The organism is Aquabacterium sp. (assembly GCF_044226965.1).
In the GTDB taxonomy this organism is placed as follows: domain Bacteria; phylum Pseudomonadota; class Gammaproteobacteria; order Burkholderiales; family Burkholderiaceae_C; genus Pseudaquabacterium.
Map to the genome: position 1 here is coordinate 1 of NZ_JBGAGA010000066.1, position 14,189 is coordinate 14,189.

Genomic DNA, 14,189 nt, shown 5'->3' on the forward strand with positions numbered 1-14,189 from the left:
CGAGCCCGGGATCGGTGAGCACCACGCTGGCCGCGCCCTTGGCCACGTCGGTCGCGCCGGCCACCGCAATGCCCACCTCCGCCTGGCGCAGCGCCGGGGCATCGTTGACGCCGTCGCCGGTCATGCCCGTCACGTGTCCGACCTGCTGGAGGTGCCGAACAACGTCGAACTTGTCCTCCGGGTACACCTCGGCCAACCCGTCCGCGCCGGCCAGCGGATCGCGGTCCGCCTGGGCCGGTGCACCCATCGCGGCCTTCAGGTCGGCCATCCTGCGCACGGCACCGAGGCCGACCTCGCGGGCGACCTGCAACGCCACCGGCAAGGCATCGCCGGTCAGCATCTTGACGGCAATGCCCCGCTCGCGCAGCGCCGCGACGAGCTGCCTCGCGTCGGGTCGCGGGGGATCCTGAAGCAGCACAAGGCCGAGCAGGCGCGGCGTGCCGTCCGTCGGGCCACGGGCAACCGCCAGCGCGCGATAGCCCTTGGCCGCGGCCGCCAGCGCCTGGGCCTCGAGCGTGTCGACCCGATCGGCGGGCAGTTCGCACAGCGTGGCCAGGGTTCGCACGGCACCCTTCATGACCCGCCACTGACGACCCGCCTGCTCGACGACGGCTTCGGTGCGTCGCCGCTGCGCATCGAAAGGCACGAAGGCGAGCGTGCGTGGGGCCGCGTCTGAAGCGCCGGCGGCGGCGATCAAGGCCAGGTCGATCGGGTCCTGGTCGGCCTCCTGGGACGCCTGCGCGCCGGCCTGCAGCACATCGGCCGCGGTGGCGCCATCCAGCGGGATGACGCCGGCCAGTGTGAGGCGGTTCAGCGTCAGCGTGCCGGTCTTGTCAATGCAGAGCACATCCATCGTGGCCGCGTCCTCGACGGCAGCCAGCCGCGTGACCAGCACCCCGCGCCGGGCGAGCTGGCGTGCCCCCACGGCCGTGCTGACGGTGAACATCACCGGCAGGGCCACCGGCACCGCGCTCATCAGCAGGACCAGCGCCAGCGGCGCGATCTCCACCAGCGGCAAGCCGCGCCCCCAGCCCAGCAACGCCACGCCGGTCACCAGCACCCCGACGATGACGAACAGCCAGCGCACGACGCGCGTGACCACGTGCTCGACCTGCAATGTCGGCCGTGCGGAATCGACCAGCTGCAGGGTGCGGCCGAAGGCGGTCGAACTTCCCGTGGCGACCACCTGCGCAGTCGCTTCTCCGTGGCGAACCGTGGCACCGGCGTGCACGACGTCGCCCGCGGCCGCGCCGACCTCGCTCGACTCACCGGTGAGCGCCGAACTGTCCAGGCGCAAGGTCCCTGCAGTCAGGCGCAGATCGGCGGGAACGAAATCTCCAGCCCGCAGCCGCACCACGTCGTCCTGCACCAGGTCGCGCGCAGGCAGCCGCTGCCAGCGGCCGTCCCGCAGGACGCGCGCCATCACCTGCATGCGTTGCCGCAGCGCGTCGACGGCGGCACTTGCGCGTTGCTCCTGGGCAAAGGCGATCACGGCATTGACGAGCAGCAGCGCGAGCGCAACCGCCAGTTCGTCGCGCTTGCCGAGGGCCAGCGACAGCAGGGCGATCAGCTCGAGCATCCACGCCGACACCCCCCAAAACTTGCCGAGAAAGGCCAGCACCGGGTGGCGGCGCCGCTCGGCGACCTCATTGGCCCCATCGCGCGCCAGGCGCGCAGCGGCCTCCTCACCGCTCAGCCCGGGCGGACCGAGCGGCTCCGTGACGGGGGGCATCGCTGCCGCGAGGCGATCGGCTGACATGGGGCCGGCTCAGTGGCCGTAGAAGAAGCGCACCGTCGCCATGCTCAGCGCGAACAGGAAGCCGTAGACGAAGCGGTCCAGTCCGACCAGGCCCTGCTGGCGCTTCGCGCGCCAGGCGCCGAGCGCGGCCATCGCGGCGCCGCTGGCCACCGGGGTCAGCAGCAGGTTGGCCATGCGCATCCGGGTCGACTGGATGAACAGCTGCGGAAACAGCCACAGGCTGAAGGCGCCGGCGGCCGCGCCCATCGCGATATAGCCCAGCACCGCCAGCCAGGCCCGCACCGGCGCGCGCCCTTCGAAGGGTGCGCGGGCGATGCGCACGCCGGCCTCGGCCAGCAGCTCGAGCACGATCTGCAGCAGCAGTTCGCCGAAGAACTGCAGCACCATCAGCAACAGCTCGGCGAGGATCTCCATGAGGCGCCAGGTTCCAGGTCGCGGTGGGCCGTGTGATCATCGCACGCCGCTCACGGCAGGCATGGGAGGATGGCATGGCAGCGATTCGGGTCGGCATCGGCGGCTGGACCTACGAGCCCTGGCGCGACAACTTCTACCCGGGCGGCTGGCCACAGACGCGCGAGCTGGCATACGCCAGCCGCAGGCTCACGACGATCGAGATCAACGGCACCTACTACAGCACGCAGAAGCCCGCCACCTTCGCCAAGTGGCGTGACGAGACCCCGGACGACTTCATGTTCTCGCTGAAGGCCAATCGCTTCGCGACCAACCGGCGTGTGCTGGCCGAGGCCGGTGAATCGATCGAGCGATTCATCGGCAGCGGCATCGCCGAGCTGCGGCACAAGCTCGGACCCATCGTCTGGCAGTTCGCGCCGACCAAGCGCTTCGACCCGGCGGACTTCGAGGCTTTCCTGAAATTGCTGCCGCCTGAAGTGAGCGGCCTGGCATTGCGCCATGTGATGGATGTGCGGCACGACAGCTTCCGCTGTGCCGAGTACCTGGCGCTGGCGCGACGACACCGCGTGGCCACGGTGTTCACCGATGCCGACGACTACCCCTCGTTCGCCGACCTGACGGCCGACTTCGTCTACGTGCGCGAGATGCGCACGCGCTCCGAGCTGGCCACTGGCTGCACGCCCGATGAGCTGGGCCAGATGGCCCGGTGCGCCCAGGCCTGGCAGCAGGGCGGCGAGCCGGATGCGCTGCCACGTGTCGAGCCGCCGCCGGCCGCCGACCCGGCACCGCGCGATGTGTTCATCTTCTTCATCAGCGGCGCGAAGGAGCGTGCGCCTGCCGCGGCCATGGGACTGATCGAAGCCTTGCAGAATCCCCGGTAGGGGACAGGCCGCGCAGCGGTCAGGGTCAACTGGGCAGGAAGCCGTCGATCGACAGGTAGCGCTCGCCGGTGTCGTAGTTGAAGCCGAGGATGCGGGCGCCCGCGGGCAGCTCGGGCAGCTTCTGCTGGATGGCGGCCAGCGTCGCGCCACTGGAGATGCCCACCAGCAGGCCTTCCTCGCGCGCGCTGCGGCGTGCCATCTCGCGCGCGGCCTCGGCCTCGACCTGGATCACGCCGTCGAGCAGCTCGGTCTTCAGGTTCTTCGGGATGAAACCGGCGCCGATGCCCTGGATCGGGTGCGGGCCGGGCTGGCCGCCGCTGATCACCGGCGACTGGGTGGGCTCCACCGCGAACACCTGCAGTTGCGGCCACTTCGCCTTCAGCACCTGCGCGCAGCCCGACAGGTGGCCGCCGGTGCCGACGCCGGTGATCAGCACGTCCAGGCCTTCGGGGAAGTCGGCGGCAATCTCCAGCGCGGTGGTGCGCACGTGCACGTCGATGTTGGCCGGGTTCTCGAACTGCTGCGGGATCCAGGCGTCGGGCGTCTGGTCCTTCAGCTCCTGGGCGCGGGCGATGGCGCCCTTCATGCCCTTCTCGCGCGGCGTCAGGTCGAAGCTGGCGCCGTAGGCCAGCATCAGGCGGCGGCGCTCGATGCTCATGCTGTCGGGCATCACCAGGATCAGCTTGTAGCCCTTCACGGCGGCCACCATCGCCAGGCCGATGCCGGTGTTGCCCGAGGTCGGCTCGATGATGGTGCCGCCGGGCTTCAGCGCGCCGGAGCGTTCGGCGTCTTCGACCATCGACAGCGCGATGCGGTCCTTGATCGAGCCGCCGGGGTTGCTGCGCTCGGACTTGATCCACACCTGGGCATTGCCGAACAGGCGGTTGATGCGGATGTGCGGCGTGTTGCCGATGGTGGCAAGGACGTTGGCGGCTTTCATCGGGTGGGACCTTCCTGCGCAAGGGGTGGGAACGGGGCGATTGTGGCGCGCCCGTCCACCAACTGGCCAGCGCAGGGTCAGCCCTGGGCGGGCGCTACCTCGACCGGCGCTTCGAGCGGGTCTTCGAGGCAGAAGCCCACGCTCGCGCTGTTGCGCCAGCCCTGGCCCTGGCTCGCGACGATGGTGCGGTCGACCACCACCACCTCGGCGATGTAGCCGCAGCCCTTCATGCCGGTGGTGTCCAGCGTCCAGGCGTCGCCGGTCAGCGTCGTGTTCACCGTGCCCGACGACGGCGAGGTGATGGCCTCGCCCGGGTCGTTGATGCCCGGCGGCTTGATGCCGATGGACCACGCAGCCAGGTTCGCGTCGCGTGCGACGAAGCTGCCGCCGATCGTCGTGCCGCTGGCGAAGCGGCCGCAGTTGCCGGTGCCGGTGGTGATGGCTATGTCGGCCACCGGCAGCGTGTTGTCCAGCTGGATCAGCTGGCTGTCGGTGCTGACCGGGTTGCCGGCATTGTCGAAGGCGCTGAGCGTGACGATCCAGCGTGCATCGCCGCTCGAATCCCAGTGCGCCAGCAGGCTGTTGATGTTCTGATCGAAGGGCAGGTAGTCGAAGCGCTGCGTCGCCGGGTTGGCGTTGTGCTGGTGCGTGCTGCCGTCGGCACGGGTCAGCGTCAGCTCGGTCAGCACCGGCGCGGGTACGCCGCCGGATTCGGGCTTGACCTCCACCTTGTAGCTGTAGCCCGCCGGCAGCGGCGCGCCCTGCACGGTGACGGCCGCGCCGAACGGGCAATCGGGTCCGACCGCGGCGTTGTTCAGCGCGAACACCGCGTCGGCGGTGGTCATGCCGCTGGCGTCGCTGATCATGCTGACCGGGATGCCGCCGAGGATCGCGATCTTGCCGGCCGGCCCGTGCACGGCGCCGGTGGGCGTGACCAGCACCAGTGTCTGCTCGCGGTTGCCCCAGGTGGGCACGGCGTTCGGCGTGGTGCCGGGCACCGGCACGGCCCACGAGAGGATCGCGCGGATCGGCAGCACCACCGGCCCTTCATGGCAGGGCTTGCGCAGCTTCGAGAAATCGACTGGCAGACGCACCGCCAGCTGCACGCCCTCGGCCGGCAGTCCGCTCAGGTCGTAGGCCTGCACGCTGGCGGTGCCGAGGAAGGTCTCGAACGTGCCGTTGCCGTCGGTGTCGGCCCACCACGACACGTACTCGGCGCTGCCCGAGGTGCAGGGCCCGCCGCTGTAGCCGGACGACTTCTTGATCCTGACGATGCCCACCAGCGTGTCCGGCTGGTTCGGGTCCAGGCCGATGCAGCCCAGCTCCTCGAAGCTGGTGTTGCCATCGGTCGGGAACAGCACGCTGGTGATCTTGTCGTCGATCTGCAGGCCGGCCAGGACCTGCTGCGCGATCGCCGGGTCGAAGCCCGCGGGCCCATGCGCCAGCGCATGCAGCTGCGGGTAGGCGAAGCGGTGCACCGGCACGCCGGCATCCTGGTACAGCGCGGCCAGCTCGGCCGGCGCCAGCACCGCCTGCCGGGTGGGCAGCGGCTGCTCGAAGTCGACCACCTGGGCCAGCTGCTTCGGCAGCTTGACCTTCAACGCATCGAACAGGTCGGGCACGTGGAACAGGCGGCGCGGCTCGACCAGGATGGTCGCGTCGCGACGGTTGCCCCAGGGCGGGTTCCAGTTCGGCTGGTTCGGCGGCGGCGGCGCGTTCCACGACAGGATCGCCCGCATGCGGATCAGCTTCGGGCCCAGCAGGCACAGCTTGCGTGCCGGGTTGGCCGGCAGCTGGGCCGCGTACTCCAGGCGTTTGGAGCCCTCGGTGCCCTGCGGCACGTTCCACACCTGGAAGCTGGTGAGGCCCTGGTCCTGCCAGCTCGCGCCGTTGTCGAACGAGAGGTAGAAGCGCAGGTACTCGGTGCTGCCGGCGCCGCACAGCCCGCTGCCGTAGCCGCTGGGCTGGTAGACGTAGACCACGGCCTCCAGCCGTTGCTGCTGCGGGTGGTAGCCCACGCAGGCCAGTTCCTCGTAGAAGGTGTTGCCCGACAGCGGCAGCACCGGCTTGAACGGGCTGGCCTCCAGGTTGCCGAAGTAGTTCGGGTTGGCCAGCAGCAGCGCCTTGTAGTGCGCGCGCTCGGTCGGGAAGGGGCCTTGCATCGCGGCCTGCGATTTGGCCAGGGCCTGCTTCAGTTCGTCGTTCGCCATGCGGATCTCCTAATCTTGAAAAGGTGCGGCCAGCCGGGTGCCGGCTGCTGCTTTCCAAGTTAGGCGGCGCATCGCGCGCTGGCCTCCACAAGGCGATGGAGCTTCCCCAGTTCACACAGGGGCCCTAGCTCGCTTCTAGGGGCATGGGACAATCGCGCCTGTGAAGCAAGCCAGACCGCCGCTGGTGCAAGGCCCGAAAGGGCGCACTGGAGGAAGGTCCGGACTGCACAGGGCGGCGTAGCAGCTAACGGCTGTCCACCGTGAGGTGAGGATCAGAGCAACAGAGACGAGCCGATTCAGTTCGGGTGAAACGGGCAATCTCTACGCGCAGCAACACCAAATAGGCCAGCGTCGATGTGGCTCCGCGGAGCTGGCGGGTAGGTGGCATCGAGCCGGGTGGGCGACCCCCGGCCCAGAGGAATGGCGGTCACGGCGCGCCGTCGCAAGACGGTGTCGCCGCACAGAATCCGGCCTATCGGCTTGCTTCACACTTTTCATTCAGCGCCCGCTACACTCCGCCGCCTCGATGAACCCCGAAGCTTCCCGACTGTGGCGCCGTCCGCGCTGGGCGCTGGCGATGCTGCTGGCCTGCCTGGGCACGCTGGGGCCGTTCGCGATCGACACCTACCTGCCGGCCTTTTCCGGCATTGCCGCCTCGCTGCAGGCCACGCCGGCGCAGATGCAGCAGACGCTGTCGGCCTATCTCTTCGGCTTCGCGTTGATGAACCTGTTCCACGGCGCCTTGTCGGACGCGGTGGGCCGGCGCCCGGTGGTGCTGGGCGGCCTGACGTTGTTCACGCTGGCCTCGCTGGGCTGCGCGCTGTCGCAATCGATCGGCGTGCTGGTGCTGTGCCGCGCGCTGCAGGGCATGTCGGCCGGTGCCGGCGTGGTGGTGTCGCGCGCGATCATCCGCGACATGTTCCCGCCGGCCGACGCGCAGCGGGTGATGTCGCAGGTGACCATCTTCTTCGGCGTCGCGCCGGCCATCGCGCCGGTGATGGGCGGCCTGCTGTTCGTGCACCTGGGCTGGCACTCGATCTTCTGGACGCTCACAGGCATCGGCGTGGCGCTGGTGGCGATCAATGCCCGCTGGCTGCCCGAGACGCTGCACATCAGCCAGCGCCAGTCCTTCGCGCCCGGCCCCTTGCTGCGCGGCTACGCGCAGTTGATCGGCAACCCGAAGTTCATCGCGCTCACCTTCGCCAGCGGCGTGCCCTTCAACGGCATGTTCCTGTACGTGCTGTCGGCGCCGGAATGGCTGGGCACGCACCTGCACCTGGGGCCGACGCAGTTCTTCTGGTTCTTCGGCCTGACGATCAGCGGCATCATGGGCGGCGCCTTCGTCTCCGGTCGGCTGGCCGGACGGGTGCCGCCGCGGCGGCAGATCCGCTACGGCTTCATGATCATGGTGGCGGTCTCGCTGCTGAACGTAGGCCTGAACCTGGCGTTCGCGCCGCACCCGGCCTGGGCCCTGCTGCCGGTGGCGCTGTTCGCGTTCGGCTGGGCGCTGATGGTGCCGGTGGTCACGCTGATGGTGCTGGACCTGGCGCCGGATCGGCGGGGCATGGCGTCCTCGCTGCAGGCCTGCGTCGGCAGCGCGGCCAATGGCGTGGTGGCGGGCGTGGTGGCGCCGCTGGTGATGCATTCCACGGTCGCGCTGGCGCTGGCCTCGCTGGCGCTGCTGTCGGTGGGCTTGTTCGCCTGGGTCTGGGTGCGCAGCAGGCCGGGCTGAGCCGCTCAAGATCGCCGCGCGGGCGCCGATAGCGTGGGGGAGAGGGTCCGTCTCCCGCGGGCCCTGAGCCGAGTCGCGCCCATGCCCCGTCCGCTGCCTACCTCCTCGCGCCTGATCCGTGCTGCCGTGCTGGCCCTGTGCCTGGGCGGCAGCGGCCCGCTGTTTGCCTCCGACGTGCCGGACGTCAAGCCGCACGTCAAGCCGAGCCAGATCCTGCCGCAGACCGATGGCAAGCCGCCGGCGCCGCGCCCGCCGGGCACCAGCGGCAGTGCGCAGCCGGCCGCGGTCGCGCCGGACCCGATGGACGTGCTGCGCGAGCGCCTGGCCCAGAAGCTGGGGGCCGCGAAGGCGCCGGACTCGAAGTCGCCGTACATGCTGCAGGTCAGCAGCAAGGCCGAAGCCCCCGACGCGCACGAGCCCGCCGAGCATGCCGCGCCCAAGCCGCGCAGCAGCGCCAAGGCCGCGAGCCCGAGCGCACAGGCCACCGCCGACCTGGTGGCCGCCTTGCGCGCCGAGCGGGCCGCGGCCGCCGGGCTGGCGCCCAGCGCGCATGCGCTGCACTGGAGCTACGACGGCCCCGGCGGACCCGAGGCCTGGGCCCGCATGAACCCCGAATTCGCCAAGTGCGGCACCGGCCAGCGCCAGAGCCCGATCGACATCCGCGGTGGCGTGCGCGTGGACCTGGACCCGATCCAGTTCGACTACCGGCCGACCCATTTCCGCGTCATCGACAACGGCCACACGGTGCAGGTCAACCTCGACGGCGGCAACTCGATCGAGGTGCAGGGCCGGCGCTACGACCTGGTGCAGTTCCACTTCCATCGGCCCTCGGAAGAGCGCATCGACGGCCGCCAGTTCGACATGGTGGCGCACCTGGTGCACAAGGACCCCGAAGGGCGGCTGGCCGTCGTCGCGGTGCTGCTGGACCGCGGCAGCGCGCATGCGGTGGTGCAGCAGGTGTGGAACAACCTGCCGCTGGAAAAGGGCGAGGAGCTCGCGGCCAAGGCGCCGATCGACATGAACCAGCTGCTGCCCGAAGACAAGCGCTACTACACCTACATGGGCTCGCTGACCACGCCGCCCTGCAGCGAAGGCGTGCTGTGGATGGTGATGCAGCAGCCGGTGCCCATTGCGCCGGACCAGATCAACGTGTTCGCGCGGCTGTACCCGATGAACGCGCGGCCGATCCAGTCGGCCTCGGGGCGCCTGATCAAGCAGTCGAACTGAGCGGCGCCACCGCGGTCAGTACAGCGCCAGCGAGGACATCGGGTCGATCTGCTTGACCGTGATGTTGGTGTCCACCGCGGCCGGCGGCTCCTTGCCGGTGTGGCCGTACTTCAGGTGCGAGTTCAGGATCTCGCACATCTTCGTGAACTCGAAGGTGCCGTACTGCATCGCGTGGATGTCGGGCAGCTCGGCGAAGTTCGACGCGGTGGTGTTGTTGGTGGCGGCCGCCTGGCCCGCGCCCAGCGAAACACCCCAGTGGCAGGTGGTCGGATCGCCGCGCCGCGTGATGCTCCACAGGTAGCCCTCGGGGATGCTTCCCCACTGGCTGGGCTGCAGCACCAGGCCCTGGCCGAAGGCGGCATCGGCATTGTTCGCGTCGATCTTGTTGCCGGGGCCGCCCAGCCACTGCTTCGAGACGAAGCCGGCATTGAACAGCCACACCGTCACGCCGTTGTAGCAGATGATGCTGCCGCCCAGGTGGCGGTCGGTGCGCCTGGCGGTCACGAAGTCGAGGTTGCCGCCGGGAATGTTGGCGTGGCGCGCCGCCTGGGCCAGGCCGGCCAGCGTGCGGTTGGCGATGCGGCAGTAGTTCAGGATCTCGGCGTTCACCAGCGCCTCGGACTTGCCATGCCAGGCGGTGCGCGTGGCCGCCAGCACCGTGGCATCGGCCAGGTTGCCGCGGCAGTGCGGCGGGCGGAAGTAGGCGATCTGGCACAGCATCAGCGCGCGCACCGCGGCATGCTGGGCGGCCGAGCCGGAGTACCAGTAGCCCGCGCCGCCCAGCGAGATCTCGGCACCCACCGCGGCCGCCTTGGTGCCGAGCTTCTGGTCGACGTCGGCGCCCAGGGCCGCATCCACGCCTTTGAGGTGCTTCAGTGCTTCGTCGTAGCGCTGCTGGTCGGTGCGGGATGACATCGGGGCTTCCTTGGGCGAGTGGCGATCGGCCGCAGTCTAGGCGCGGCCCAGGTTGTCTTGCAGGCGAAGCAACAAAGTGCGCAGCTGCGCCTGCTCGCCCGTGCTCAAGCCGGCCACCGCGGCCTTGGCCAGGCGCTGGCGCTGCTGCTGCAGCGTGCGCTGGACCGCCCGGCCCTCGGGCGTCAGCCGCAGGCGCAGCTGGCGGCGGTCGTCGGCATCCGGCTCGCGCTGCAGCAGGCCGATCTCCAGCAGGCGCTTGATCAGGCGCGCGAGCTGGGCCTTGTCGCGCCCGCTGTGCTCGGCCAGCTCGCTCTGCGTGGCGCCCGGGTGCTGCGCGAAGTAGCCCAGCACCTTGCTCTCCATGTGGGTGATCGCGTGCGGGCCCTCGCGCAGGCGCTGGTACTGCAGCGCGCGGAACTGATGCATCACCTGGTGCACGAGCTCGAGCACGTCCTCGCCACCTGGATGGTTGACATTGTCAATTGATTCGCGCATGATCGTTGATATTGTCAACCTATTCGAACGCAGGGAAGAAACCGCATGAATGCCGAAGTTTCCACCACCCGGCGGGTGCAGCGCGTGCGCCACGAGACGCGCCGCCGCCAGCTGCAGGTCCAGCGCGTCGAGGCCGTGTCGCCCGGCGTGCGCCGCATCACGCTGGCCGGGCCCGAGCTGGCCGGCTTCCTCAGCGCCTCGTTCGACGATCACGTCAAGGTGTTCATCGACGTGCCCGGCGCCGAGGCCGCTGCGCGCGACTACACGCCGCGCCGCCACGACGCCGCGGCCGGCGAGCTGGACCTGGAATTCGCGCTGCATGGCGACGGCCCGGCCGCCGCCTGGGCCGCGCGTGCGCAGCCCGGCGACCTGTTGACACTGGGCGGCCCGCGCGGCTCGTTCATCGTGCCGCTGGACTACGGCTGGCACCTGCTGGCCGGCGACGACACCGCGCTGCCGGCCATCGCGCGCCGGCTCGAAGAGCTGCCCGCCGGCAGCCGCGCCATCGTGCTGCTGGCGGTGGCCGGACCCGACCGTCGTGCGCTGGCCACGCAGGCCGAGACGGACCTGCGCTGGTTCGACGACGATGTCGCGCTGCTGGCTGCCGCCCGCGCGCTGCAGCTGCCCGCGGGCGAGGGCTATGCCTGGTGCGCCGGCGAGGCCGCCACGATGGCCGCGCTGCGCCGCGTGCTGGTGCAGGACAAGGGACACGATGCGCAGGCCATCCGCGCCGCGGCGTACTGGAAGCGCGGCGCGGCCAGCCATCACGAGAACCTGTAGGCCCGCTGCATCGCCGCTCAGGCGAGTGGCAGCGCGGTGGTCGACAGCACTTCCTTCAGCACCATGAAGCTGCGCACCTGCCGCACGCCCGGCAGGTACAACAGGTGCTCGGCATGCAGGCGGTTGTAGCTCTCGTTGTCCTGCGTGCGCACCAGCATGAAGTAGTCGAACTCGCCGGTGACGACATGGCATTCCATGCAGCCCGGCACCTTCAGCACCGCCTTCTCGAACGCTGCGAACGACTCCGGCGTCGAACGGTCGAGCACCACGCCGATCAGCGCCAGCGTACCGGCCTGCAGCGCGCGCGGTTCGAGCAGCGCGACGATGCCGCGCACGTAGCCCTGCGCCTTCAGCCGCTCGACCCGGCGCAGGCAGGCCGGCGGGCTGAGGTGGACCTTGGCGGCCAGCGCGACGTTCGACACCGAGGCGTCGCGCTGCAGCGCCTTCAGGATGGCGCGGTCGGTGCGGTCCAGGCTGGCAGCCGCCGGTGGCACGGCGGCGGCCCTGCGCCGCTGCAATTTTGTTGTGGCCATGGGTCTCCAGGCGAAATGAATCAATGCATTCAGCGCCAGTCACAGCGCCCTGGCCCGGCATTGTGGCCAAGATCGCAACAACATTTCCAGGCCTTCTCCCTAGCATGGGCATCCGTTCCTCACTGCTCCGGAGTGCCTGCATGAAGCTCTCGAAATTCCCCCGCCATCCGCTGACCTTCGGCCCCAGCCCGATCCAGCCGCTGCCGCGCCTGTCGCGCGCGCTGGGCGGCGAGGTGCAGCTCTATGCCAAGCGCGAGGACTGCAACAGCGGCCTGGCCTTCGGCGGCAACAAGACGCGCAAGCTCGAGTACCTGATCCCCGAGGCGCTGGTCGGCGGCTACGACACGCTGGTGTCGATCGGCGGCATCCAGTCGAACCAGACCCGCCAGGTGGCTGCGGTAGCCGCGCACCTGGGCCTGAAGTGCGTGCTGGTGCAGGAGAACTGGGTCAACTATTCGGATGCGGTGTACGACCGCGTCGGCAACATCGAGATGTCGCGCATCCTCGGCGCCGACGTGCGGCTGGATGCCGCGGGCTTCGACATCGGCATCCGCCCGAGCTGGGAGCAGGCGATGGCGGATGTGAAGCGCGCCGGCGGCAAGCCCTTCCCGATTCCGGCCGGCTGCTCCGAGCACCCGCTGGGCGGCCTGGGCTTCGTCGCCTTCGCCGAGGAAGTGCGGCAGCAGGAACGCGAGCTCGGCTTCCGCTTCGACTACATCGTCGTCTGCTCGGTCACCGGCAGCACGCAGGCCGGCATGGTGGTCGGCTTCGCCGCCGATGGCCGCGCCGATCGGGTGATAGGCATCGACGCCTCGGCCAAGCCCGAGCAGACGCGCGCGCAGATCCTGCGCATCGCCCGCCACACCGCCGAGCTGGTGGAACTGGGCCGGCCCATCACCGAGGCCGACGTGGTGCTCGACACCCGCTACGGCGGCCCCGAGTACGGCCTGCCGAGCGAAGGCACGCTCGAAGCCATCCGCCTGTGCGCACGCCAGGAAGGCATGCTGACCGACCCGGTGTACGAGGGCAAGTCGATGCAGGGCATGATCGACAAGGTGCGTCGCGGCGAGTTCCCGGCCGGCTCGCGCGTGCTGTACGCGCACCTGGGCGGCGTGCCCGCGCTCAACGCCTACAGCTTCCTGTTCCGCAACGGCTGACCCGCAACGGCTGCCGCTCGCCACGCTAGCATCCGCCGCGGCGCCGCCCCACCCCGGCGGCGTCGCGCACCAGGAGCAGCCCGTGGCCACACGCATCGACGAGGACATCACCTTCCGCAAGCTGGAGGTGCTGCTCGAGTTCATGGAAGCCGGCAGCCTGGCGCGCACGGCCGAACGCCTGGGCACCAGCGCGGTCAGCGTGCACCGGGCGCTGCATTCGCTGGAGTCGGGCGTGCGCTGCGCGCTGTTCCGCATGGAGGGCCGCAACCTGCTGCCCAACGAGGCGGCGCAGGCGCTGGCCGATGTCGCGCGCGAGGTGCTGCGCACGATGGAGCAGGGCATCCGTTCGACGCGCCAGGTGGCCGGCTATGCGGCCGATCGCATCCGCATCGGCTCGCTCTATTCGCTCACCAGCGGCACGGTGCCGGCGCTGCTGATGGCGCTGAAGCTACGCAAGCCCGACATCCAGGCCGAGCTGGTGCTGGGCTCGAACGCCGACCTGCTGCAGAAGCTGCGCGACGGCGCGGTGGACGCAGCGCTGATCGGGCAGCCCGAAGCCACGCCGGACCTCGAGGAACAGGTGCTGTTCGAGGACGAGATGTTCTTCGCCACGCCGGTGGACTCGCCCCGGGCCAGGCTGCCGTTCATCGACCTGTCGGACTGCGCGGGCGAACGCTTCGTCAGCCTGGCTGAGGGCTTCGCGACCCGCACGCGCTTCGTCGAGGCTTTCCGCGAAGCCGGCTTCGAGCCGCAGATCGCGATGAGCACCGGCGACATCTTCTCGCTGATGAACCTGGTGGGCGGCGGCATCGGCTGCACGCTGCTGCCGGGGCGCATCCGGCCGGTGCTGCCGTCGTCGGTGCAGCTGGTGCCGCTGGAGCCGCGCTACCGCATGCGGCAGCCGGTGTGCGCGGTGTTCCTGAAGAGCCGCGAGCGCGACCCGAACCTGCTGTCGCTGCTGGCGGCCTGCCGCACCTACACCTCGCAACTGGCCGAGCGGCCGGCGAGCGACCCGCGCCGCGGCTAGCGTGGCCTCGCGGGTGGTGGCCTCGCGGGTTTTCCCGCGATGCTTGCGCGCACCGTAATGGTCGCGCGCCTAGCGTGATTGATCGGCTGCAGGCCGACTCCTAAGCTGACTTCCCGTGACGC

Annotated in this window: 13 protein-coding genes and 1 other RNA gene; 7 read left to right on the forward strand and 7 right to left on the reverse strand. The window is 70.3% G+C overall.

What is annotated here, in order from left to right:
• On the reverse strand, positions 1-1,759 hold a 1,759-nt coding region (locus ACILR4_RS22695; RefSeq protein WP_395703161.1), incomplete at its 3' end, for an HAD-IC family P-type ATPase.
• A 9-nt stretch (positions 1,760-1,768) separates the two neighbouring features.
• A complete protein-coding gene (locus tag ACILR4_RS22700) occupies positions 1,769-2,173 on the reverse strand; it encodes a hypothetical protein (RefSeq protein WP_395703162.1) in 405 nt (134 codons plus the stop codon).
• Positions 2,174-2,247: 74 nt separating this feature from the next.
• Between ACILR4_RS22700 and ACILR4_RS22705 the strand changes: the two genes are divergently transcribed.
• The gene (locus tag ACILR4_RS22705; RefSeq protein ID WP_395703163.1) at positions 2,248-3,051 is read left to right on the forward strand and encodes a DUF72 domain-containing protein; all 804 of its coding nucleotides are present in this window, start codon (positions 2,248-2,250) and stop codon (positions 3,049-3,051) included.
• A 25-nt stretch (positions 3,052-3,076) separates the two neighbouring features.
• Here ACILR4_RS22705 and cysK read toward each other — a convergent pair whose 3' ends face one another.
• Positions 3,077-3,991 (reverse strand): cysteine synthase A, encoded by a 915-nt coding sequence (gene cysK / locus ACILR4_RS22710; protein WP_395703164.1) that lies wholly within the window; start codon positions 3,989-3,991, stop codon positions 3,077-3,079.
• Positions 3,992-4,068: 77 nt separating this feature from the next.
• Positions 4,069-6,201, reverse strand: coding sequence for a hypothetical protein (locus ACILR4_RS22715; protein ID WP_395703165.1), 2,133 nt, complete (start codon positions 6,199-6,201; stop codon positions 4,069-4,071).
• A 162-nt stretch (positions 6,202-6,363) separates the two neighbouring features.
• On the opposite strand from ACILR4_RS22715, the gene rnpB reads away from it, so the two are divergent.
• The 3 genes from rnpB to ACILR4_RS22730 all read left to right on the forward strand — a co-directional run bounded on the left by rnpB (position 6,364) and on the right by ACILR4_RS22730 (position 9,160).
• Positions 6,364-6,692: RNase P RNA component class A (rnpB, locus tag ACILR4_RS22720), an RNA gene on the forward strand.
• 35 nt (positions 6,693-6,727) lie between these two features.
• The gene (locus ACILR4_RS22725) at positions 6,728-7,933 is read left to right on the forward strand and encodes a multidrug effflux MFS transporter (protein ID WP_395703166.1); all 1,206 of its coding nucleotides are present in this window, start codon (positions 6,728-6,730) and stop codon (positions 7,931-7,933) included.
• A gap of 81 nt (positions 7,934-8,014) precedes the next feature.
• Positions 8,015-9,160: a carbonic anhydrase gene (locus ACILR4_RS22730; protein ID WP_395703167.1), complete on the forward strand. Its 1,146-nt coding sequence runs from the start codon at positions 8,015-8,017 to the stop codon at positions 9,158-9,160.
• A gap of 15 nt (positions 9,161-9,175) precedes the next feature.
• Here the strand turns inward: ACILR4_RS22730 and ACILR4_RS22735 are convergent, their stop codons facing one another.
• Both ACILR4_RS22735 and ACILR4_RS22740 read right to left on the reverse strand, forming a co-directional pair.
• On the reverse strand, positions 9,176-10,075 hold the full coding sequence (locus ACILR4_RS22735) for a hypothetical protein (protein ID WP_395703168.1): 900 nt from the start codon (positions 10,073-10,075) through the stop codon (positions 9,176-9,178).
• A 36-nt stretch (positions 10,076-10,111) separates the two neighbouring features.
• A complete protein-coding gene (locus tag ACILR4_RS22740; protein ID WP_395703169.1) occupies positions 10,112-10,570 on the reverse strand; it encodes a MarR family winged helix-turn-helix transcriptional regulator in 459 nt (152 codons plus the stop codon).
• Positions 10,571-10,615: 45 nt separating this feature from the next.
• On the opposite strand from ACILR4_RS22740, the gene ACILR4_RS22745 reads away from it, so the two are divergent.
• Complete coding sequence (locus tag ACILR4_RS22745) at positions 10,616-11,350, forward strand: siderophore-interacting protein (protein ID WP_395703170.1); 735 nt, start codon at positions 10,616-10,618, stop codon at positions 11,348-11,350.
• A 17-nt stretch (positions 11,351-11,367) separates the two neighbouring features.
• Here the strand turns inward: ACILR4_RS22745 and ACILR4_RS22750 are convergent, their stop codons facing one another.
• Positions 11,368-11,883 carry an Lrp/AsnC family transcriptional regulator gene (locus ACILR4_RS22750; protein ID WP_395703171.1) on the reverse strand — a complete coding sequence of 172 codons (516 nt, stop codon included), beginning with the start codon at positions 11,881-11,883 and terminating at the stop codon, positions 11,368-11,370.
• Positions 11,884-12,023: 140 nt separating this feature from the next.
• On the opposite strand from ACILR4_RS22750, the gene ACILR4_RS22755 reads away from it, so the two are divergent.
• The gene (locus tag ACILR4_RS22755; protein ID WP_395703172.1) at positions 12,024-13,040 is read left to right on the forward strand and encodes a 1-aminocyclopropane-1-carboxylate deaminase; all 1,017 of its coding nucleotides are present in this window, start codon (positions 12,024-12,026) and stop codon (positions 13,038-13,040) included.
• 82 nt (positions 13,041-13,122) lie between these two features.
• Complete coding sequence (locus ACILR4_RS22760; RefSeq protein WP_395703173.1) at positions 13,123-14,067, forward strand: LysR substrate-binding domain-containing protein; 945 nt, start codon at positions 13,123-13,125, stop codon at positions 14,065-14,067.
• Positions 14,068-14,189 lie beyond the last annotated feature (122 nt).